Annotated in this window: 15 protein-coding genes; 9 read left to right on the top strand and 6 right to left on the bottom strand. The window is 71.5% G+C overall.

What is annotated here, in order from left to right; translation table 11 throughout:
* Window positions 1–349: 349 nt before the first annotated feature.
* The 8 genes from ACF07V_RS23445 to ACF07V_RS23410 all read left to right on the top strand — a co-directional run bounded on the left by ACF07V_RS23445 (window position 350) and on the right by ACF07V_RS23410 (window position 11,012).
* Window positions 350–4,213 (top strand): nitrate- and nitrite sensing domain-containing protein, encoded by a 3,864-nt coding sequence (locus ACF07V_RS23445; RefSeq protein WP_392156840.1) that lies wholly within the window; start codon window positions 350–352, stop codon window positions 4,211–4,213.
* Window positions 4,214–4,222: 9 nt separating this feature from the next.
* Entirely contained in the window at window positions 4,223–4,636 is a 414-nt protein-coding gene (locus tag ACF07V_RS23440; protein ID WP_015036421.1) for a roadblock/LC7 domain-containing protein, read from the top strand.
* A gap of 165 nt (window positions 4,637–4,801) precedes the next feature.
* Window positions 4,802–5,206 carry a DUF742 domain-containing protein gene (locus ACF07V_RS23435; RefSeq protein WP_017235980.1) on the top strand — a complete coding sequence of 135 codons (405 nt, stop codon included), beginning with the start codon at window positions 4,802–4,804 and terminating at the stop codon, window positions 5,204–5,206.
* Window positions 5,187–5,768 (top strand): ATP/GTP-binding protein, encoded by a 582-nt coding sequence (locus ACF07V_RS23430; protein WP_116158662.1) that lies wholly within the window; start codon window positions 5,187–5,189, stop codon window positions 5,766–5,768. Before ACF07V_RS23435 ends, ACF07V_RS23430 begins: the two co-directional genes overlap by 20 nt.
* Before the next feature lie 340 nt (window positions 5,769–6,108).
* The gene (locus ACF07V_RS23425) at window positions 6,109–9,378 is read left to right on the top strand and encodes a nitrate- and nitrite sensing domain-containing protein (protein ID WP_392156838.1); all 3,270 of its coding nucleotides are present in this window, start codon (window positions 6,109–6,111) and stop codon (window positions 9,376–9,378) included.
* Window positions 9,379–9,385: 7 nt separating this feature from the next.
* On the top strand, window positions 9,386–9,799 hold the full coding sequence (locus ACF07V_RS23420; protein WP_026057603.1) for a roadblock/LC7 domain-containing protein: 414 nt from the start codon (window positions 9,386–9,388) through the stop codon (window positions 9,797–9,799).
* Window positions 9,800–9,898: 99 nt separating this feature from the next.
* Complete coding sequence (locus ACF07V_RS23415) at window positions 9,899–10,450, top strand: DUF742 domain-containing protein (RefSeq protein ID WP_392156836.1); 552 nt, start codon at window positions 9,899–9,901, stop codon at window positions 10,448–10,450.
* The gene (locus tag ACF07V_RS23410; RefSeq protein ID WP_015036414.1) at window positions 10,431–11,012 is read left to right on the top strand and encodes an ATP/GTP-binding protein; all 582 of its coding nucleotides are present in this window, start codon (window positions 10,431–10,433) and stop codon (window positions 11,010–11,012) included. The genes ACF07V_RS23415 and ACF07V_RS23410 overlap by 20 nt, the downstream gene beginning before the upstream one ends.
* A gap of 239 nt (window positions 11,013–11,251) precedes the next feature.
* On the opposite strand, the gene ACF07V_RS23405 is transcribed toward ACF07V_RS23410, so the two are convergent.
* The 5 genes from ACF07V_RS23405 to ACF07V_RS23385 form a co-directional block, all read right to left on the bottom strand.
* Window positions 11,252–11,446, bottom strand: a complete 195-nt coding sequence (locus tag ACF07V_RS23405; RefSeq protein ID WP_392156835.1) for an acyl-CoA carboxylase subunit epsilon — start codon at window positions 11,444–11,446, stop codon at window positions 11,252–11,254.
* Window positions 11,447–11,460: 14 nt separating this feature from the next.
* Window positions 11,461–13,044, bottom strand: a complete 1,584-nt coding sequence (locus ACF07V_RS23400; RefSeq protein ID WP_392156833.1) for an acyl-CoA carboxylase subunit beta — start codon at window positions 13,042–13,044, stop codon at window positions 11,461–11,463.
* 153 nt (window positions 13,045–13,197) lie between these two features.
* Window positions 13,198–15,519: a polysaccharide lyase 8 family protein gene (locus ACF07V_RS23395; RefSeq protein ID WP_392157061.1), complete on the bottom strand. Its 2,322-nt coding sequence runs from the start codon at window positions 15,517–15,519 to the stop codon at window positions 13,198–13,200.
* 164 nt (window positions 15,520–15,683) lie between these two features.
* The gene (locus tag ACF07V_RS23390) at window positions 15,684–19,538 is read right to left on the bottom strand and encodes an endo-alpha-N-acetylgalactosaminidase family protein (protein WP_392156832.1); all 3,855 of its coding nucleotides are present in this window, start codon (window positions 19,536–19,538) and stop codon (window positions 15,684–15,686) included.
* Between the two features lie 158 nt (window positions 19,539–19,696).
* On the bottom strand, window positions 19,697–20,206 hold the full coding sequence (locus ACF07V_RS23385) for a hypothetical protein (RefSeq protein ID WP_392156830.1): 510 nt from the start codon (window positions 20,204–20,206) through the stop codon (window positions 19,697–19,699).
* A gap of 224 nt (window positions 20,207–20,430) precedes the next feature.
* On the opposite strand from ACF07V_RS23385, the gene ACF07V_RS23380 reads away from it, so the two are divergent.
* A complete protein-coding gene (locus ACF07V_RS23380; RefSeq protein WP_392156828.1) occupies window positions 20,431–21,042 on the top strand; it encodes a YceI family protein in 612 nt (203 codons plus the stop codon).
* Window positions 21,043–21,131: 89 nt separating this feature from the next.
* Here ACF07V_RS23380 and ACF07V_RS23375 read toward each other — a convergent pair whose 3' ends face one another.
* Window positions 21,132–21,968: a hypothetical protein gene (locus ACF07V_RS23375; RefSeq protein ID WP_392156827.1), complete on the bottom strand. Its 837-nt coding sequence runs from the start codon at window positions 21,966–21,968 to the stop codon at window positions 21,132–21,134.
* Between the last annotated feature and the right edge of the window lie 373 nt (window positions 21,969–22,341).

Genomic DNA, 22,341 nt, shown 5'->3' with positions numbered 1-22,341 from the left:
CATGGCGACTGGGACACACGGGGATGCCCAACCATTGGACCGGAAAGGTCCGAATCCTCCCTGATCATCTTCTACATGGGGTGACGTGTCGTGCACGCTTTGTCATAGCCTTTCCGTCACGACACGCGGCCCTTGTTGGAGATCCGGCACTGTGCTGGAATTCCACGCACCGCCGCGGGTTTCAAGCCGGCACGCAGGGGGCGCAACGCAGCGCCGGCCGAGTGGCGGGGAAGGGGGAACTGCGCCGGTCACCGACGACCACCTGGGGCGCACCACGTGCCCCGATCGACGCCGACACCGTCCTCTCCGTTCACCCGGAAGGACGCCTGGTCCAGAGGTTGCGACGCTAGTGCAGGGACGTTTCAAGAGGGATGGCTCGGGGTCTCCCCAGGCCCGCCAGGGCCGTGCGGATGCTCCGGCGGAGCAGGAACCGCGTGCCGGGACCGACCGCGGTCCCTCGGCCTCGCACACCCCGAACCAGGGTCAGGGTCCGTCCGGCGAGGGCGGTGACGGCGGCAGGCGCGCGAGCTCCGCGGCCAAGTCCGCCGAGCCGGCCGCCGCGCCCGCCAAGGCCCGTGCCGAGAACGAGGTCGGCCCGCGAATAGCCCTGCGCAACTGGCGCATCTCCACGCGTCTGGTCGCACTCCTCACTCTCCCCGTGGTCGCCGCGACCACCCTGGGCGGCATCCGCATCAGCGACTCGCTCCAGGACATGGAGCAGCTCGACCACATGCAGCTGCTCACCAAGCTGACCCGAGAGGCGACGGACCTCGCGCAGGCCCTCCAGACGGAGCGCGACCTGTCCGCCGGACCGCTGGCCAACGGCCGCCCGGTCAGCGACTACCAGGTCTCCGACAAGCGTCGCCGCACGGACCGCGAGTACAAGGCCTTCCTCGACGCCACCGAGGACATCCCGGTCACCGAGGGCGACGAGGCGCTGCTCAGCATCCGCCAGAACGTCAGCCAGATCGCCTCGCAGCTCGCCGAGCTCCACTCGATCCGCGGTGCCGCCTACGAGAAGGGCGTGTCCCACTCGGTGACGGTCGAGGCGTACAGCCGCCTCATCCGCTCGCTGCTCAGCCTGTCCCAGGACATGGCGCAGGCGACCAGCAACCCCGAGATGATCAAGCGGACCCGCGCGCTCGCCGCGTTCTCGTCCGCCAAGGAGTACGCCTCCATCCAGCAGGCGATCATCGCCTCCGCGCTCCCCCCGAGCGACCGGACCAGCGGCTCGCTGCAGCAGGGTGACCGCCTCTACGGCGAGGCCGCCCTCAACAGTGAGGGCGTCGAGCTCAAGTCCTTCCAGTCGATCTACGAGTCGGCCGGCGGTGACGCCGCCGAGCGGACCGAGTCGCTGAACAACGGCGACCCGTCGATCAGCGCCGCGAACAAGTACGCCGAGCGCGTGCTGAACTCCGACACGGGCATGCTCAAGGCCCCGCGCCGCGGTCACCTCAACTTCACCGACGAGTACAGCACCAAGGTCGCCGCCATGAGCCGCATCGAGCGAGGTCTGCTCGGTGACATGGAGACCATGGCGCGTGAGCTGAAGCAGGAGTCGCAGCGCGACGCCATCATCAACGGTGCGCTGATCCTCCTCGTCCTCGGCGTCTCCCTCATCGGCGCCTTCGTCGTGGCCCGGTCCATGATCCGCTCGCTGCGCAGGCTCCAGGACACCGCGACCAAGGTCGCCCAGGACCGTCTGCCCGAGCTCGTCAAGCAGCTCTCCGAGTCCGACCCGCAGGACGTCGACACCTCCGTCGAGTCCGTCGGTGTGCACTCCCGGGACGAGATCGGCCAGGTGGCCGCGGCCTTCGACGACGTGCACCGCGAGGCGGTCCGCCTCGCCGCCGAGCAGGCCCTCCTCCGGGGCAACGTCAACGCGATGTTCACCAACCTCTCGCGCCGTTCGCAGGGCCTCATCCAGCGCCAGCTCTCGCTCATCTCCGAGCTGGAGTCCCGCGAGGCCGACCCGGACCAGCTCTCCTCGCTGTTCAAGCTCGACCACCTCGCGACCCGTATGCGCCGGAACGGCGAGAACCTCCTCGTCCTCGCCGGCGAGGAGCCGGGCCGCCGCTGGACCCGTCCGGTCCCGCTGGTCGACGTCCTCCGTGCCGCCGCCTCCGAGGTGGAGCAGTACGAGCGCATCGAACTGGCCGCGGTCCCGGCGACCGAGGTCGCCGGCCGCGTCGTCAACGACCTCGTGCACCTCCTCGCCGAGCTGCTCGAGAACGCCACGTCGTTCTCCTCGCCGCAGACCAAGGTCCGGGTCACCGGTCACGCGCTGCCCGACGGCCGCGTGCTCGTCGAGATCCACGACACCGGCATCGGCCTCTCCCCCGAGGACCTCGCCGCGATCAACGAGCGGCTCGCCTCGCCGCCCACCGTGGACGTCTCGGTCTCCCGCCGCATGGGTCTGTTCGTGGTCGGCCGCCTGTCCCTGCGACACGGCATCCGGATCCAGCTGCGCCCGTCCGACTCGGGCGGCACCACCGCGCTCGTCATGCTCCCCGTCGACGTCGCCCAGGGCGGCAAGAAGCCCATGCCCAAGCCGGGCGCGGGCGGTCAGGGCGCGATGCCGCAGGGTGCCTCCGCCCCCGGCGGCCGTCTCCCCGGCGGCCCCGGTGCGGCCGGCGGTCCCGGCGCGGCCGGCGGCCCCGGTGCTCCGGGCCTGCCCGGCGGGCGTCCGGGCCAGGGCGGTGCCCCGTCCTCGGCGGCCGGCCGTCTCGGCGCCGGTGCCGGCGCCGCGCGCGGTCAGGTCGGTACGAGCGGTCCCCGGGCCGCGCTGCCCGCCCGTGACGGTGCCCCGCTCGCCGGCGGCCCGCAGGGCGCGCCGCAGTCCCGCACCCCGCAGCCGCAGAACGCGCAGCTGGACCAGACCGGCCGGATGCCGCAGGTCCCCCAGGCCCCGCAGGCTCCCCAGTCGCCCGACGCGCAGCGTCCGGGCCTCGGCGGGGGCGGCCTCATCGGCGGCGCCGCGAGCGCCATCCCGTCCCGTACGGACGTGTGGGGCAACCAGTCCGGACCCGCCGCGCAGCAGCCGCCGCAGCAGGGCCAGGGCCAGCAGGGTGGTTACGACTTCCCGCGCGCCGAGCTGCCCGGCGGTAACCCGCAGCCGCAGCGCCCGCAGGCCGCGAGCTGGGGCAACGACCCGCAGCAGCAGCCGGTCCGGCGCCCGCAGCAGGAGATGTCCCCGCTGGACGCCCCGCGCGGTCACGAGGAGCCGGAGTCGGCGGGCCTGTTCGGCGGGCCGACGGCTCCGCAGGGTCCCGGTTCCACGGGCCAGTTCCCGCGCCCGGACTTCGGTGCCCCGCAGCAGGCCCCCCAGCAGCCGCAGGCCCCGCAGGGGTACCAGCAGGAGCCGCAGGGGTACCAGCAGGACCCGGCGTCGACGGCGCAGTTCCCGCGCCCCGACTTCGGCGCCCCGCAGGGTCCCGGCTCCACCGGTCAGTTCCCGCGCCCGGACTTCGGTGCCCCGCAGCAGGCCCCCCAGCAGCCGCAGGCCCCGCAGCCCCAGGCGTACCAGGGCGGCCAGCAGCAGCAGTTCGGCCGGCAGCCCTTCGTACCGCAGGCGCAGCAGCAGGCCCAGGCCCCGGCGCCGCGTCAGCGGACCGGCGAGGACTTCGGTGCCCCGCGTCCGGCCGAGCCGGTCCGCGCGCAGCAGCCGCAGCAGCCGCAGCTCCAGCAGCCGCGCCGTCCGGAGGCCCTGCCGCCGGCCGGTGGCGCGGGTGAGGGGCGTGCCCCGCTGAACGACCCGCTGGAAGGCAACTGGTACGCCCAGCAGCAGGCGCAGCAGCAGGCCCCGCAGCAGGTGGACCTGACGCAGACGATGCCGACCCCGGTCGTGTCGCAGCCGTCCGCTCCGGCGCCCCGTCCGGCCGGTGACCCGGCCGCCGACGGCCGCCAGAACGGCGGGGCCGCCTGGCGGACCTCGCCCAACGACGAGCTGGTGCGCCAGGCGGAGCGGGTGCGCAAGCCCGCGGCCGGCGGCGTCACCACCTCCGGTCTTCCGCGCCGTGTGCCGAAGGCCAACCTCGTACCCGGGACCGCACAGGAGCAGGCCCACACGGCCGGCCCCCAGGTCTCGCGTGCACCCGACGACGTCCGCGGCCGGCTCACGAATCTGCGCCGCGGCATCCAGCAGGGCCGCCAGGCCGGCAACTCGACCACGGGTAGCCACCACCTCGGTCCGAACCATCAGCAGGAGCGTTAGTTGAACGCGATGAGCCAGGCGGCGCAGAATCTGAACTGGTTGATCACCAACTTCGTGGACAACACCCCCGGGGTGTCGCACACGGTGGTGGTCTCCGCCGACGGACTCCTGCTGGCCATGTCCGAAGGATTCCCCCGCGACCGCGCCGACCAGCTGGCGGCGGTCGCATCCGGACTGACCTCGCTGACCGCGGGCGCGTCCCGGATCTTCGAGGGCGGACCCGTCGCGCAGACCGTGGTGGAGATGGAGCGCGGCTTCCTCTTCCTCATGCAGGTCTCCGACGGCTCCTCGCTGGCCGTGCTCGCGCACCCCGAGTGCGACATCGGCCTCGTGGGCTACGAGATGGCGCTGCTGGTCGACCGGGCCGGCAGCGTCCTCACCCCGGATCTCCGTGCGGAGCTCCAGGGCAGCCTGCTCCACTAGGTCGCACACGGCGGACGGACCCCACATCCGTCCGCCTCGACCGACCCGCAGGGCGGTACGCCCCTCCGTACCGTTCTGGGCACTGTTCATCGTCCGGCCGCCCCACCCGGCCCCCCACCGGCCCCATCAGACGGCAGAAGTCTTGCTGTCACGCCCGGAGGATTCATGACCCCGCCCCCCGCCTCTCACGATCCGTACGGCGCCTCAGTCGACGAGTACGGACACGAGGGCGACCAGCCGCTGGTGCGTCCGTACGCGATGACCGGCGGCCGGACCCGGCCGCGCTACCAGCTCGCCATCGAGGCACTGGTCAGCACCACGGCCGACCCGGCACACCTCGCCACGCTCCTGCCGGAGCACCAGCGGATCTGCCACCTCTGCCGCGAGGTCAAGTCGGTGGCCGAGGTGTCGGCCCTCCTGTCGATGCCGCTCGGCGTCGCCCGGATCCTCGTGGCCGACCTGGCGGAGGCCGGCATGGTGGCGATCCACCAGCCGGGCAACGGAGAGACCGGCGGCACGCCGGACGTGACACTGCTCGAAAGGGTGCTCAGTGGACTTCGCAAGCTCTAGCGGCGGCGCGGCCAGATCGACCACCAGCGCGAAGATCGTGGTGGCGGGCGGCTTCGGCGTGGGCAAGACCACGTTCGTCGGCGCCGTCTCGGAGATCAACCCGCTGCGTACCGAAGCCGTCATGACGTCCGCGTCGGCCGGCATCGACGATCTGACGCACACCGGCGGCAAGACGACGACGACCGTCGCCATGGACTTCGGCCGCATCACCCTCGACCAGGACCTGATCCTGTACCTCTTCGGTACCCCCGGACAGGACCGCTTCTGGTTCATGTGGGACGACCTGGTCCGCGGCGCCATCGGCGCCGTCGTCCTCGTCGACACCCGCCGCCTCGCCGACTGCTTCCCCGCCGTCGACTACTTCGAGAACAGCGGGCTGCCCTTCGTCATCGCCCTCAACGGCTTCGACGGCAACCAGCCCTACCAGCCCGAGGAAGTCCGCGAGGCCCTCCAGATCGGCCCCGACACCCCCATCATCACCACCGACGCCCGCCACCGCGCCGACGCCAAGAGCGCCCTGATCACGCTCGTCGAGCACGCTCTCATGGCACGCCTCAAGTAGAGGGACGGGGCAGGGCAGTTGTCATATGCCGCTGCCAGGGGCGGTCTGTGTCCTTCGACACGGCCGCCCGCGCGTTCATAACATTTCGACAGAGAATTGGGGCGCCTCGGACACCCGACGCATCCGATCGGTGTCACTGCGCTCACCTGAGCCCCGCCATTTGGCGGGGCTCGCTCTTTATGCCCGTTTTATGCGAGGCCTGGACCACTGAAAGGGCCCGCTTCCCACTGTTTGGAACGGACCCCCTTCACGTGCTGCAATTCATGAACTCCCGAGTAGTACGGCCCTGAACGAAACACCGGCACAACGTAGGTGCCGACGCCGAGAGGTTGTTGGTCGAGTGAGGCGAAGCAAGGAAAGCTCCGCGGAGCAGGAGACGCGGGGCAACTTCACGCCGCCGTCGCGTACGGCGGTGTCGCCCGCGGACGTTCCCGTGACGCCGCCCCCCACCGAGGCGCCCAAGGGAAGCTCCAGCAAGCTGTCGCCCCGCAACTGGCGGGTGCCCACCCGCCTGAACGCGATCCTCTGCATACCCGTGCTCGTCGGCCTCGTCATGGGCAGTTTCCAGGTCAAGGCGGCGATCGACACCTGGCAGGAGGCGCAGGACGCCGAGAAGACGGCGCTCATCGTGCGCGCCGCCTCGGAGTACAGCACCGCCCTCCTCAACGAGCGCGACCTGACCGCGGGCCCCCTGCTCGTCGCGAAGTCCCCCGAGGACCGCAAGGCGGACGAGGTCACGCAGGCGTACGCCGCGACCGACGCCGCCAAGGCGAAGTTCGACGAGGCCGTCAAGAACATGCCGTCCGGCCAGGGCCTGGAGCGCCGTCTGCGGCTCTTCCAGGACGAGGAGCCCAAGCTCGAGGCGCTGCGCAAGGCCGCGTACACCGTGTCCCTGGACCCGGTGAACACCCAGCTCGGTTACACGAGCGTGCAGCACTACCTGATGGAGTTCTCCAACGAGCTCGGCCTGGGCACCGGCAACATCACCAGCTACGGCCGCACCGTCTACGCGATCCAGCTCTCGAAGGGCGCCGAGTCCCTCCAGCGCTCCATCGGCACCCAGCTCCTGGTCCGGCCCAGCCACAAGGACGCCGTCTTCGCCCAGCAGTCCGTGGCGTTCAACTCGTACAACTACCTGGAGCAGATCGCCCTCGGCGAGTTCAACTCCGGCGGTCTGCCCGAGGACGTCGACCTGCTGAAGAAGGTCATGGCCGGCAAGGCCGCCGAGGGCGAGAAGAAGATGGCCGCGGCCGGCGTCGAGCTCCCCAAGGGCAAGGACGGCTCCGTCTACTCCGGCGTCGCCTCCAAGATCGGCACCGCCAAGGGCCCCGAGGACATCAAGGCGCTGCAGGCCGAGAAGATCACGCCCCAGACCTGGATGGCCGTCGCCACCGCCAAGTTCGACGGCTACAGCGAGGTCGAGAAGACCCTCGTCGACAAGGCCGTGACCGAGGCCGCCGACATCTCCGACGCGGCCAAGCGGGACGCCTGGGTCAACGGCGGCATCGTCGTCGTCGCCCTGCTCGCCGCCTTCATCCTGGCCGGGATGATGGCGCGCCAGATGAGCCGCTCGATGCGCGAGCTGCGGACCGCCGCCTTCGGCATCGCCGAGCAGCGCCTGCCGATGCTCGTCGACCAGCTCTCCCGTACGGAGCCGGGCCGGGTCGACACCCGCGTCCAGCCCATCCCGATCGACTCGCAGGACGAGATCGGCGAGGTCGCCCGCGCCTTCGACCAGGTCCACCGCGAGGCCGTCCGGCTCGCCGCCGAGCAGGCCATGCTCCGCGGCAACGTCAACGCGATCTTCACCAACCTCTCGCGCCGCAACCAGTCGCTGATCGAGGGCCAGCTGACCCTCATCACCGACCTGGAGAACAACGAGGCCGACCCGGACCAGCTGGAGAACCTCTTCAAGCTGGACCACCTCGCGACCCGTATGCGCCGCAACGGCGAGAACCTCCTCGTCCTCGCCGGCGAGGAGCCCGGCCGCCGCTGGGACCAGCCGGTCCCGCTGGTCGACGTCATGCGCGCCGCCTCCTCCGAGGTGGAGCAGTACGAGCGCATCGAGCTGGCCGGCGTGCCGGAGGCCGAGATCCACGGCCAGGCCGTGACCGACCTCGTGCACCTGCTCGCCGAGCTCCTGGAGAACGCCACCACGTTCTCCTCCCCCCAGACCAAGGTCCGCGTCACCGCGACCCGTCTCCCCGACGGCCGCGTGATGGTCGAGATCCACGACAAGGGCATCGGCCTCACCGCCGAGGACTTCGCGGACATCAACCACAAGCTGGCGAACCCGCCGACCGTCGACGCCGCCGTCTCGCAGCGCATGGGCCTCTTCGTGGTCGGCCGGCTCGCCGACCGGCACGGCATCCGGGTCCAGCTCCGCCCCTCGGGCGAGCAGGCCGGAACGACCTCGCTGGTCATGCTGCCGGACGCGATCACGCACGGCGGTGGCGGCGAGCAGCCGCTCCAGGACGACTTCACCGTCTCGCAGATCATTCCGCAGCAGCAGCTGCAGAACGCCTTCGAGGCCCCCGCCCCGCAGCCGATGCTCACCGCGGCCGACCTCGGCTTCGACGACTCGCGCTACGAGCAGCCGGCCGAGGACGACCGTCAGCTCGACCCGGTCAACCGCTCGCTGCAGCGCGAGGAGCGGCGTGCCGCCCTGGAGTCGCAGGCGCAGGGCGGCGACCGTCCGCTCTTCCGCGACGAGGCAGAGCCGGCGGACCAGTACGGCCAGGGCCAGGAGTACGGGCAGCAGGCCCAGGAGTACGACCAGGGCCAGGAGTACGGGCAGCAGGCCCAGGAGTACCCGGCGGAGCAGTACCCGGCGCAGGAGTACGCGCAGCCCCAGCAGGCGCAGGAGTACGGCCAGGAGTACGCGGCCGGCTACCCGCAGCAGGACGGCTACGGCTTCCCGCAGCAGGGCTACGAGACGTACCCGCAGCAGGGCTATGCGGAAGCCTCGTACGAGACGCCGGGAACCGAACACCAGCAGTACGGCAATGCGTTCGATCCCCAGCCCCACCAGGCAGAGTGGCCGGATCAGAGCGCTTACCAGGGCGGCTACGGACAGGATTTCGGAGCGGAATCGGAATCTGCTCCGAGCGCTCCCGAACAGGCCCCCGAGCGCGTAGGCTTCGACCGTCCGGGTCCGACCGCGAGTCCCGCTCCGGACGCCGGACACGCGCTGACCGACGCCGGTCTGCCGCGCCGCGGCAGCGTCGCCCCGCAGACGCAGCAGGTGCCGCAGCAGGCGCCGCAGCAGCCGAAGCCCGCGCAGCCGGTACAGCAGCAGGACGAAGCCGACGGCTCCGACGAATGGCGCTCGACCAACGACGAGCGCTGGCAGCGGGCCGGAAAGCTCAAGGACCCCAAGGCGGGCGGGGTCACCTCGTCCGGTCTCCCCCGGCGGGTCCCGAAGGCCAACCTGGTCGAGGGCACGGCTGAGCAGACCCCGCAGGGCGGCCCCCAGGTCTCCCGCGCACCCGAGGACGTACGGGGCAGGTTGAGCAACCTGCGCCGCGGCGTCCAGCAGGGACGCAACGCGGGAACGGACACGAACGGATCGGGCCTCGGCCCGGGCAGTACCTACAACCAGGAGCGTTAGTGTGAGCATGAGCCAGGCGGCGCAGAATCTGAACTGGTTGATCACCAACTTCGTGGACAACACCCCCGGGGTGTCGCACACGGTGGTGGTCTCCGCCGACGGACTCCTGCTGGCGATGTCCGAGGGTTTCCCCCGTGACCGCGCCGACCAGCTGGCGGCCGTCGCCTCCGGACTGACCTCGCTGACCGCGGGCGCGTCCCGGATCTTCGAGGGCGGTGCGGTCAACCAGACCGTGGTGGAGATGGAGCGCGGCTTCCTCTTCATCATGTCGATCTCGGACGGCTCCTCGCTGGCCGTCCTCGCCCACCCGGAGGCCGACATCGGTCTCGTGGGCTACGAGATGGCCCTGCTCGTGGATCGCGCGGGCACGGTTCTGACTCCCGACCTGCGGGCGGAACTTCAGGGAAGTCTTCTCAACTAACAGACAGACAGTGCGTTTCGTGCCACCGCACCGTAAGGTGCGGTGGCGCGGTTTCCAAGGGACATGGGACCGCGAGGCAGTCGGAGGAGGAGACCAGACGTGGGTACACCACCGGGCGCGAGCCCCTACAACGGCTATGACGCGCACCAGGCGCCGATGGGCGACACCACGCAGAACCGCTTCAACTTTCCCTCCGCCCCGAGCAGACAGGGCATGTCGCAGCCCTACGCGCAGCCTCAGGTCCCCTCGACGGCCGCGGGTTCGCCGGCCGCCTCGCGCGGCCCGTCCGCCGCGGGCGGTTCCGGCGGGCACAACCCGCTGGTGCGTCCGTACGCGATGACCGGCGGCCGGACCCGGCCGCGCTACCAGCTCGCCATCGAGGCACTGGTCAGTACGACGGCCGATCCCGCCCGGCTGCAGGGGCAGTTGCCCGAGCACCAGCGGATCTGCCGGCTCTGCTTCGAGATCAAGTCGGTCGCGGAGATCTCGGCACTTCTCTCCATTCCCCTCGGCGTCGCCCGAATCCTCGTCGCCGACCTGGCCGAGGCCGGACTTGTCGCCATCCACCAGCCCGGCGGCGACGAGGCCGCCGGCGGTCAGCCAGACGTGACACTGCTCGAAAGGGTGCTCAGTGGACTTCGCAAGCTCTAGCGGCGGCGCGGCCCGTTCAACCACCAGCGCGAAGATCGTGGTGGCGGGCGGCTTCGGCGTGGGCAAGACCACGTTCGTCGGCGCCGTCTCGGAGATCAACCCGCTGCGTACCGAAGCCGTCATGACCTCCGCTTCCGCGGGCATCGACGACCTCACCCACACCGGCGACAAGACGACGACGACCGTCGCCATGGACTTCGGCCGCATCACCCTCGACCAGGACCTGATCCTGTACCTCTTCGGTACCCCCGGACAGGACCGCTTCTGGTTCATGTGGGACGACCTGGTCCGCGGCGCCATCGGCGCCGTCGTCCTCGTCGACACCCGCCGCCTCGCCGACTGCTTCCCCGCCGTCGACTACTTCGAGAACTCGGGCCTCCCCTTCGTCATCGCCCTCAACGGCTTCGACGGCAACCAGCCCTACCAGCCCGAGGAAGTCCGCGAGGCCCTCCAGATCGGCCCCGACACCCCCATCATCACCACCGACGCCCGCCACCGCGCCGACGCCAAGAGCGCGCTCATCACTCTCGTGGAGCACGCTCTCATGGCACGCCTGCGGTAAGTCCCCGACGGACGCACGGTAAGAGGCCCCGCACCGGAAACGGTGCGGGGCCTTCGTGTCGTGGGCCCCCGGAGCGGACGCGCCCGCAAGGGCGCCGTTCCGTTGTGCCCACGCTCCCCCAAGCTCTCGGCTTCGCTCGAGCAGGGGGCGCCCCCATCGCCCGTGCGGAACGATTGCCCACAACGTGCCGAAGGGCCCCGCACCGGTCTCGGTGCGGGGCCCTTCCGTACAGCGGGGCGTCAGCGCCAGCTGTGCGGCGCGCGGAAGCCGTGCTCGCGCTCCAGGCGGCGCCAGCCGGCCGTCGTGCGGCCGTGCGGGGCGGTCTCGGCGGGCTGGGAGGCCGCGCGGGCGAGCAGCACGGCCGTGATGGCGGCGAGCTCCTCGGGGTCGGCGGTGCCCTTCTCGACGCGGAGAAGGTTGGCAGGGGTGGTCACGTGGATGACTCCTCTTACTGAGGCGGGTTGCCGTGCTTGCGGGACGGCAGGTCGGCGTGCTTGGTGCGGAGCATCGCGAGGGACCTGATGAGCACCTGGCGGGTGTCGGCGGGGTCGATGACGTCGTCGACCAGGCCGCGCTCCGCCGCGTAGTACGGGTGCATCAGCTCGGCCTTGTACTCCTTGACCATGCGGGCCCGCATGGCGTCGGGGTCCTCGGCCTCCGCGATCTGCTTGCGGAAGATGACGTTGGCGGCGCCTTCGGCGCCCATGACCGCGATTTCGTTGGTGGGCCAGGCGTACGTCAGGTCGGCGCCGATGGACTGGGAGTCCATCACGATGTAGGCGCCGCCGTAGGCCTTGCGCAGGATCAGGGAGATCCGGGGCACGGTCGCGTTGCAGTACGCGTACAGCAGCTTCGCGCCGTGCCTGATGATTCCACCGTGCTCCTGGTCGACGCCGGGCAGGAAGCCGGGTACGTCCAGAAGGGTGATGATCGGGATGTTGAAGGCGTCGCACATCTGGACGAAGCGCGCGGCCTTCTCGGAGGCCTCGATGTCGAGGACGCCGGCCAGCGACTGGGGCTGGTTGGCGACGATGCCGACGACCTGGCCGTCGAGCCGGGCCAGGGCGCAGATGATGTTGCGGGCCCAGCGCTCGTGGATCTCCAGGTGGTCGCCCTCGTCGACGAGCTCCTCGATGACCTTGTGCATGTCGTACGGGCGGTTGCCGTCGGCGGGCACGAGGTCGAGGAGGACGTCGGAGCGGCGGTCGGCCGGGTCCTCGGAGGCGACGGTCGGCGGGTTCTCGCGGTTGTTCTGCGGGAGCATCGACAGGAGGTAGCGGACCTCCGCGATGCAGGTCTCCTCGTCGTCGTACGCGAAGTGCGCGACGCCGGAGGTCTCGGCGTGGACGTCGGCGCCGCCGAGGCCGTTCTGGGTGATCTCCTCGCCGGTGACCGCCTTGACGACGTCCGGGCCGGTGATGAACATCTGCGAGGTCTCGCGGACCATGAAGACGAAGTCCGTGAGGGCCGGGCTGTAGGCCGCGCCGCCGGCGCACGGGCCGAGCATGACCGAGATCTGCGGGATGACACCCGAGGCCTTGGTGTTGCGCTGGAAGATGCCGCCGTAACCGGCGAGGGCGGAGACGCCCTCCTGGATACGGGCGCCGGCGCCGTCGTTCAGGGAGACCAGCGGCGCACCGGCCGCGATGGCCATGTCCATGATCTTGTGGATCTTCGTGGCGTGGGCCTCGCCGAGGGCGCCGCCGAAGATCCGGAAGTCGTGCGCGTAGACGAAGACCGTGCGGCCCTCGACCGTGCCCCAGCCGGTGATGACACCGTCGGTGTACGGCTTCTTGGCCTCCAGGCCGAAGCCCTGCGCGCGGTGCCTGCGCAGCTGCTCGACCTCGTTGAAGGAACCAGGGTCGAGCAGCAGCTCGATGCGCTCACGCGCCGTCAGCTTGCCCTTGGCGTGCTGGGCCTCGGTGGCGCGCTCACTCGGGCCACGGAGTGCCTGCTCGCGCAGGACGTGCAGCTCGGCCACTCGGCCACGGGCGTCAGCGGGCTCGCTCGGGATCTGGTCCACAACGGTCATGTTCCGACCCTACGAAGTCACGCAAGAAAACCCCGCCGTCGACTCCGTACAGTCTCGCGTGTCGAATCCTGGTGGGGCTGGACAGAACCCTTGTCCATCCAGCCCGAGTCAACAGCCAGGCACCCCCTGTGTTTGTGGGGTTCCGACATAGACCTAGAGGAGAACCTCGCAACCGTGGGTCGCCCCTGCGGTACCCGGGGTGATCCGCAGCCGCAGCCCGGACCCGGTGGCGAGGACCTCCACCGAGGGGTCGTGACGGACGACGGCACGGACCGGAAGGTTCCACACCAGCTCCAGCGGCTGCCCCGTGCGGAGCGGCTCGGAGACCCTCAGGTCGAGGACGGAGCGGCGGCGCCGGACGAGGACGCTCGCGGGCGCGGTGACGGTGAGGGGTCCCACCGTACCGGCCTGCCAGAAGTTCGCCGCGGTCAGCCCGAGGGACGGAACGGCGATCGCCTGCCGCTCGGCGGTGTTGTCGAGAACGTGCAGCCAGTCGGGGTCGGCGGCGCGGGCGGCGAGGGTCCGCGGGGAGGCGCCCGGCATCAGGAGGTACGTGTACGAGGCGGCGACCGGGTCGGTGCCGTGGTCCAGCCAGAGGGTCTGGTAGCGGCGGGTCCTGCGCTCGGTGGAGCTGGTGGTGTTGATGTCGCTCCAGGCGCCGGTGCGGTCCTCGCGCAGGCTCCGCAGGTTCGCGGTCCCCTCGGGGAGGACCCAGCCGCCGTGGCCCTCCAGGTGGGCCCAGCCGTCGCCGGTGGTGAAGGCCTGGGTGCCGCCCTCCCCGAGGAGGCGGTTGTCCACCACGGTCTCGACGGGCACGCCGTCGGTCGCGGTGATCCCGGCGCCGAGGCAGACGACCGCGTCCGCCGCGCAGAACCAGGACTTGCGGGCCTCCAGGGTGGAGCCGAGGCCCTTGAGGTGCTGGCCGACGGCCGCGTACTGGCCGTCGGTGGCCCCGCCGACCCAGCGGACGGCCGGCCGGGCCGCGCCCCAGTCGCCGCCCGCCCGGTCGGCGAGGCGCTTGGTCGAGACGGTGGTGCCGGGGAGGCGGTACGGGTCGACGGTGGGCCAGAACCAGTCGGTGTACTGGTCGCCGAGGTCCGGGGTCCACCAGGAGAGCATCCCGGCGCCGGTGTGCCAGCCGCGCGGGTTCTCGCCGTTGCCGCACTCGTAGTACGCGATCCGGTTCGAGGCCATGGAGATGTTCGCGGCCCAGCCGGGGCGGCGGTGGACGGCCCGGTCCATGGCGGCGAAGAGCCGGTGCCCGGTCGGTTCGGGGGCGGCGGGGACGGGGGACGCCGCCACGGCGTGCAGCCGGGCGAGGTCGGCGACGCCGAACTGGCGGGCGGCCAGGATCGGGGAGACGGTGTCGCGCTCGATCCACCCCTTCACGCGCGCGTGCCACCGGTCCCGCTCGGCGGCGGACGCCCCGCCCGCGAGGAGGGCGACGGCCGCGATGACGCCCTGGCCGTGGAAGTGGTCGGAGCGCATGATGTGCCGGTCGTCGTTCTTGAGGTAGCCGCGGCTGATGGCACGTCCGTTGACGCTGTCCATCATCAGGCCGTCGTAGATGAGGGGCGCGTAGGCCTTCTCGACGCTGTCGAGGACGATCTGGCGGTTCGGGTCGGTGACGGCCCAGGTGGAGCCGGCGAGGAGGGTGAAGAGCCGGCCGAGGCCGTCGAGCATGACCACACCGTAGGTGCCGGAGTAGGCGACCCAGGTGTGCTGGACGAAGGAGCCGTCGGCGTAGAGGCCGTCGCCCTGGGTCACGTACGGGAAGACGGGCGAGAGGGCGTCGCGGGCGAGGGCGATCTTGGCGGGGTTCGCGCCGAGGACCCCGCGCAGGGCGACCGAGCGGCAGAGGTCGACGCGGTTGGCGCCGGTGGAGGTGCCGGAGTAGGTCGCGAGGACGGAGTCGGGGACGAAGTGGTCGACGGCGGCGCAGGCGGCGGCGACGCGCTCGGCGCCGAGGCGGGGGTGGAGCGCGGCCACGATGTCCATGAGGAGGCGGGGCGCCCCGATCTGCCATTCCCACCAGTTGCCGTAGCGCGGGGCGCCCGCCCTGTAGACGGTGGCGGAGAGGTGGTCGAGGCCTCGGAGCACGTCGGCGAGCAGGCTCTCGTCGCCGGTCAGGCCGGTGCCGGGCTGTACGTACGCCTGGGTCATGGTCCACAGGCGGCTGTAGCTCTGGGAGATGCCGGCCGGCGGGTCGAAGGGGGCGTCGGGCCAGAGCGAGGTGGGGGTGGCGGCCATGCTCGCGCGGAAGGCACGCGCGAGCGTGCCCGTCTCGGCGAGCTTGCCGGCGTAGGGCTCGGCCCCGGCGTCGAAGCCGGAGCCGAGCTGGAGGTCGAGCCAGCGCAGCCGCAGCGCCTCGAACTCGTCCGCCGCGTCGGCCGCGTGGGCCTGCGGGGCGAGGGCGAGCGTGAGGGCCGCGGCTGTCGTGGTGCTCAGGAAGGTGCGGCGGGACCAGAGGGGCAGGGACACGGGAGCCTCCCGGGGGAAGTGGTGGAGACCGGTCGGCGCCCGGTGTAACACCCTGTTTCCGACGCAATCAATGAGCACCGCAGAAAGCGCTTACTGGTCGTCGGCCTCGGAGGTCGTCGGCGGTCGCAGGCCTCCACGGCCTTCGGCCTTCACAGCCGTCAGCCTCCGCAGTGGAAGCGGGCGCTGCCCCAGTCCGCGTGGTCGTTGCCGTTCCCGTCGCCGCCGTCGCCGACCACCAGGTCGACGTAGGAGGCACCGGTGACGTCGGCGGTGAGCTGCCAGGCCGGGTCCGCGGCCCTGAGGACCGGGGACTTCACCTTCTCCGCGCCGTCCGCGAGGACGCTGAACTGGACGCTGCCCCGGGTGGTCTGGACGTCGTCCACGCCGACCTCGGCGGTGAGCGAGGTGCACCGACCGCCGAGGTAGTAGCGGACCTTGGCCGGGGCGTGGGTGCCGAGCCCCTTGGCGTAGGGCACACCGCCGATCCGCAGCGGGGAGCCGTCGCCGGTGCCGGTCTCGCCGTTGGAGAGGTCCCGCTCGACGGGCCCCCAGCCGTTGGTGGCCGAGGTCCAGTCGAGGTCGCTGGCCCAGCTGTCGGCGGTGGGCGGCGGGGGCAGGGTGCGGACGGTGGTGGCGGCGGTCAGCTTCCGCTGCCCTCCCCCGATCCCGTACGCGACGGAGGCGCCCAGCGGGTACGGCTGGTAGGCCGCGTCCACCGGCGGCGTCACCTGCCAGGTCGCGGTGGCCTGCGCGCCCGCGGCGACCGTGCCGAGGGCGACGGGCGCGGCGGGTTCGGCGGTCCACCCCTCGGGCAGGTCGAGGACGGCCTGGGCGCCGGTGACGTCGGTGGCCTCGTCGTTGCCGAAGGTGGCCGTGACCTGGTTCGGGCGACCGGGTTCCAGGGTGTCGGGCGCGGTGACGGCGAGGGTGCCGCAGGCGGCGCGCTCGGCGGCCGGGCCGAGGTCGGTGACGGTGAAGCCGTCCAGGACGAAGTCGGCGCCGTCGGGGGCGTCCCCGCGCTTGCGCAGGCCGGTCCAGGTGTCGCCGCAGCCGGCGGTGACGGTCTCGGCGAAGTGCCCGGTGGTCCGCTGCTGCCCGAGGGGGGTGCGGCGGGTCTCGACGGCCGGCCCGTTGCCGTTCGTGCGGTCGTAGCCGGTGACCCACTCGTACGCGCCCGCGTGGCTGGACTGGTAGTCGTACTCCACGCGGTAGCTGTGGCCGTCCTTCATCGGGACGGTCCAGGGCGCGGTCCGGTAGACGAGTCCGCTGTTCTCGTCGTGCGACTTGAGGCTCTCGGCGCCGCCGATCACGTCGTCGATCAGCTTTCCGTTCCAGCCGGCCTGGGTGTACGGGGCGTGCAGCTGGGCGATGTGGGTGCGCGGGTCGGTGGTGCCGCCGGCGTCGCCCTTGAGGAAGGGGCCCCAGCCCTGGTCGACGGCCTCGAAGTCCTCGTACGCGGCCGTGCCCGCCTTCGTCGCCGGGTCGTCGGCGACGACCCTCACGTCGTCGATCCGGACGGTCGCCGTGCTGCCGCTCGCGGCCTCGATCCGCAGGGGGACGGAGCCGTCGGCGGGTGCGGTGAAGGTGACCTTGGCGCGCTGGAGGCGGGTGCCGTTCCAGTCGGAGGCGGCGACCTGGTTCTCCAGGGAGGAGCGCTCGACGGTGACGGAGGCGCCGCCGGCGGAGAGGGTGGTGGGGCGGGTCCTTCCGGGTTCGACCTCGATGAGGGCGGAGGCGGTGTACCGCTTGCCGGGGGTGAGGCCGGTGATCTGCTGACGGAGCGAGGCGGTGGCGTCGCCGCCGAGCTTCGCGCTGTTGCGGCCCTGGTCGTCGGTGTCACGGGCGACGGTGCCGGCCTTGGTCCAGGCGCCGAGCTTGGCGTCGTTGAAGCCGGGGTCCTTCACCGGGCTGCCCTGGCCCCACTGCGGGGCGGTCTGCGCGGGCGCGCTGTCGGGGTAGAGGACGTAGGGCTGTCCGGCGACGGCGTCGAGGGTGATGCGCCCGCCGGAGGGGCGCACGGTGGCGGTCTTCACGCGTCCGTTGTCGGTGAGCTTGTACACGGTGTACGCGCGCGTGGAGCCGGGGACGGCCCAACTGGTCTTCCCGCCGGACTTGTTGTAGTGGTAGAGCTTCTTTCCGCCGTCCCAGGGGAGCAGGTACCCGTCGCCGTCGAGGACCTTGCGGCCGTTCTCGTAGAAGGTGCGGCGGCCGTTCTCGACGGTGCCGCGGACGCCGCCGGTGAAGGTGATGTCGTCGCCGTTCCAGCGGGTGATCTTCTGCTGCTGCAGGTACTTGGCGGGCAGGTTCCGCTGCCAGATGTTGGCGGAGAAGGCGTTCCAGTCGGTCTCGCCGGTCCAGCCCTCGAAGTCGACGAGGGCGGTCTGGCCGAGGACCGGGTGGTTGTTCCAGATGTCCTTCTCGCCGTTGCGGATGAAGCGGATGATCTTCGAGTTGAGGCCCTTGTTGGTGGCGCCGCCGTAGTCGAGGTCGTTGGCCCAGTGGGACCAGAGGGAGGCCCGCTCGAACTTCTCGGACCACTCGGTGGCGACGTTCCAGCCCTGTGCCTGGACGGCCTGCATCGTCTTGTCGGCGATCCAGCCGTGCGTGTAGTAGACGTCGATGTAGAGCATCGACAGGTTGGGGTCGGTCTCGTCGCGGAGCTGCTGGAAGCGGCGGGCGAGGTCGCCGCTGTTGATGTCGCGGCGCTGGTCGATGTAGTAGCTCTGGTTGAGCCAGTTCCAGCCGGGCTTCGTCTTGTCGACGAGGGTCTCGCTGAAGTTCTTCGCCTCGGGGTACGACTCGGTGGCGTTGACGTGGACGCCGAAGCCCGCGCCCCACTTCTTGCCCTCCCTGAGGAGGGTGTTGAGGTCGGCGAGGCCGCCGGCCCGCTTGTTGTAGTTGCCGCCGTAGTCGGGGTGGGCGGAGTCGTGGCCCTCGGAGCCGTACCCCTTGAGCAGCGCGAACTGGCCGAGTCCGTCGGTGGAGAGCGAGATCCGCTTGACGTCGTCGAGGGTGCGCAGGAAGGGGTGGGTGGCCTGGGAGGCGAAGTTGAACGGGATGTGGGCGACGACCCGGCCCGGGGTCTGCTCGCTGCCGGGGGCCTTGATCCCGATGGCGCGGAAGGCGACGGCGCCGTCCTGCCAGTCGGTGGTGCCGTCGGCGTTGGCGTCGGGGGTGACGACGACCTTCGCCCAGGGCAGGTCGCCGCCGCTCTCGGGCTGCGGGGCGCCGGCGCCCCGGTAGGTCCACTGGCCGGACCAGACGCCGACGCGGGTCTCCGTGCCGCTCTTGCGGGCCTGGTGCCAGAAGCGGGCGCCGTCGCGGGCGGAGGCGCCGGAGGGCTTGTCGTAGCTGGAGTTGGACTCGACGGCGGCGGCGAGCTGCCCGGTGTTGACGATCGCGTAGCTCGCGCCGACCGGGTTCGCCTCGGCGGCGGTGGCGTCGGTGACCTGGGCGAAGACGTCGGCGGTACGGGTGGAGTCGGGGTCGAGCCGGGTGAACGCGGTCGCGGCGCCGGCGTCCGAGGAGCCGACCGAGACCAGGTCGTGGCCGGGGACGTCGATGGTGCCGACACGGAAGGCCTCGGTGTCGCGGACGGCGGTCACCTGGAAGGTGGTGGTCCGGCCGTCGACGCTCAGCCGGGCGTCGATCTCGACCCCGGGCAGGTCGGGGAAGGCGAGGGTGTACGCGGCGGAGGCCGGGGTCAGGACGGGGGCGCCCTTGGCCTGGACGGCGTGGGCGGTGCCGTTGAGCACGACCTGCGTGACCGGGGCCGTACTCCCGAGGAGGCGGGCGCCGCTCGCGCGGTCCGTGTACGAGAGGACGCGGGGGAAGTCCTCGGCGACGGCGACGGAGAGCTGGTCGGAGCCGATGACGGCGTCGGCGGTGGCGGCCGTGACGGTGGAGGCCGTGGCACCTTCGGCGAGGGCGGGTCCGGACAGGGCGAACACCGTGGCCGAGGCGGCCGCGAGCGCGCAGGCCGCACGGAGTCTGGGTGAGAGGGGGAGGGACATGCGGAACAGTCAGCCCCGCCGCGGCGGCACCGTCAACGAGATCGCGCCGCGCGGGCCCCTCCAGTCCAAGAACCCCCTTCGGTTAGTCCAAGTGACCACCGAAGGGGGTGCGTTGGGTGGAACGCGGGTGCGGGTTCCGGCGGGGGTGCGGGTGGGGGTCAGCAGCCGCCGCAGTTGTAGAAGGTCACGTCCCAGTGGTTGCCCTCGTCGGCGTAGACGTTGCCGGCGCCGGACTTCCACTGCGGGGCTCCGTCGCCGCGCAGCCCGATGTAGGTGAAGGTGTTCTTGATGTAGTTCCCGACGCAGGTGTACTTGCTGAAGTCCAGCTTGTAGCCGTTCCAGTGCGAGTACGTGCCGCTCGCGTGCCCGACCTCGGTGCCGCCGGTGATGTTGAGGGCGCAGCCACTGGCGCTCTTCAGGGTCTGGGCGCCCTGGGCGGTGGCGAGGTTGAGCTGCTCGAAGGAGGTGCAGGTGGAGTTGTAGCGGTCCGAGCAGTTGCCGGACGAGGACCACGTGATCCCGGACGAGCGGAACATCGAGGTCGCGGTGGCGTGGCTGATCTTGGTGACGGCGTGGGCGTCGGTGGCGGTGGAGAGGGCGCCGAATCCGGGGGCGAAGAGGGCGCCCAGGACCAGGCCGAGTGCGGTGAGGACGGAGCGGAGCTTCACGGGATTGCCTCCTGCTGGTGACCGTGACGGGTGGGGACGGCTGTGCAGGTGGTGCTCTTCGCGCAGGGAGATGGTGCCGTAGTTCTACGCGCGTCCGCCAGAGGGCGTCGGTGCACGGGACGTCTCGCCCGGGTGAACTTCTTCCAGAGATGTTGAATGTTGAACGGAATAGGGTTACAGTCGTTCTCGTTGAAGGTTCAACAAACACCGACAAGGAGCATGTCATGGGTCTCTTCGGCCGCAAGAACACCGAGTCCGCCGTCGCCACCGCCACCCTCCCCGTGGACCCCGCCCTCGCCGCCCTGACCGGCGACTACACCATCGACCCGGCCCACAGCAGCATCGGCTTCACCGTCCGTCACGCGATGGTCACCAACGTCCGCGGCAGCTTCGCCGAGCACGAGGGCAGGCTGAAGCTCGACGGCTCGAACCCGGGCGCCTCCACCGCCTCGATCGACGTCAAGATCGCCTCCATCGACACCGGCATCGGCGACCGTGACGGCCACCTGCGCAGCGGCGACTTCTTCGACGCCGAGCAGTTCCCGCTGATGAGCTTCCGCTCCACGAGCGCCGAGCAGCTGGGCGGCGACAAGTACCGCGTCACCGGCGAGCTGACCATCAAGGACGTCACCAAGCCGCTCGCCATCGACCTGGAGTTCAACGGCACCGCGACGGACGTCTACGGCAACGAGCGCGTCGGCTTCGAGGGCTCCGCCGAGATCCTGCGCTCCGCGTGGGGCCTGACCTGGAACGCGGCCCTGGAGACCGGTGGCGTCATGGTCAGCGACAAGGTCAAGCTGAACTTCGACATCTCCGCCATCAAGAACGCCGCCTGACCCCTTCCGGGACCCCCGGACACACGAGCGCGCCCGTCCTCCGCGTCAGCGGAAGACGGGCGCTCGGCGTTTCCCGGGGCTACCGGGCGTCAGCCGCGCTTCTCGGCGGCGGTGCGGAAGGCGAGGGCGGTCTTCGCGGCCTCGGCCAGGTCACCGTCTCCCCCGACCAGCACGCTGCCGAAGGTCTCGGCATCGGTCCACGCGCACAGCGCCGGCCGCCCCTCGGCCGCCGCGAGGGTCCCGCAGCTCAGCTTCCCGCCCCAGGGGCCGGCGTCGAAGGCGGTGACATCCTCCGCCCTGGCTCCGGCGAAGAAGTTCCGCAGCTCCTGGTCGAGCGTGTCCGTCTGCTTCTCCGCGGCGAGTGTGGGGTTCCATTCGACGGCGTCGATGCCGAGCATCAGGTCCAGGGCGCCGTCGCCGTCACGGTCGTAGTACCACTGCTTGCCGTTCGGCTTCTTCTTCCCCTTGAACGGGTCCGCCCCCGTGAGGAGGCGGTACCCGCCGACCCGGGCGGGCCCCTCGATCACCCGGGACGGGATGGTCTCCCCCGGCTTCGCCGAGGTCAGGGCCGCCTCGGTGGAACCGGCGCCCGACTCCGCCGCAGAGGGCTGCCCCTGGTACGAGAGCGCCTGCGTGACCCCGAGGGCGACGATCGCCGCGACCACCGCGAGGACGATCAGCCGCCGGCGCCGGGCACGCGCCCAGGAGCCGTCGGCACCGCCGTCCGTGACCCGTGCGTCGGCCACCGCGGCTTCGGCGAGCGGCAGAGGCGCGGCCGCGGCGCTTCGGCCCGGGGTCTCGTGGCGCCAGGAGCGGGTGAGGCGCCAGACCAGGGCTGCGGCCAGGAGGGCGCCCAGGAGCGCCCCGATGGCCTCGCCCGTGGCGTAGCCCTCCGAGGAAGTGTCGACGAAGGCAAGGGTGATCATGACGAGGATCGTAGGGGCGCGGCGGGCCCGCGCCGATCACGATCTCGCATCACCCGGCAGCACGATCGCGCAGGTCAGACGGCCTTCGCCGCCGCCTCGACGACCGCCGGGAGCAGACGGTCGTTCTCCGGTGCGCCCGGTCCCGCCAGGAAGCCGAAGCGACGGCGGGTGTAGCTGTACGCGAGGCCGGTGGACGGGTCGGCGAAGGCCTGGGAGCCGGGGGCGCCGCTGTGGCCGATCGCCGCGGGGCCGAGCGAGGGATGGCGGGTGCGAGCGGGACGAAGCCGAGACCGAAGGCGTTCTCCGCGCCCGTGACGAGGTCGGTGCCCTCGGAGTGGATCCGGGCGACCCGAGGGGTGGGGCACCGCCCCGT

Source organism: Streptomyces sp. NPDC015661 (assembly GCF_043077765.1).
Classification (GTDB): domain Bacteria; phylum Actinomycetota; class Actinomycetes; order Streptomycetales; family Streptomycetaceae; genus Streptomyces.
The sequence above is the reverse complement of the archived record's forward strand: the minus strand, read 5'-3'. Positions and strand labels throughout refer to the sequence as shown.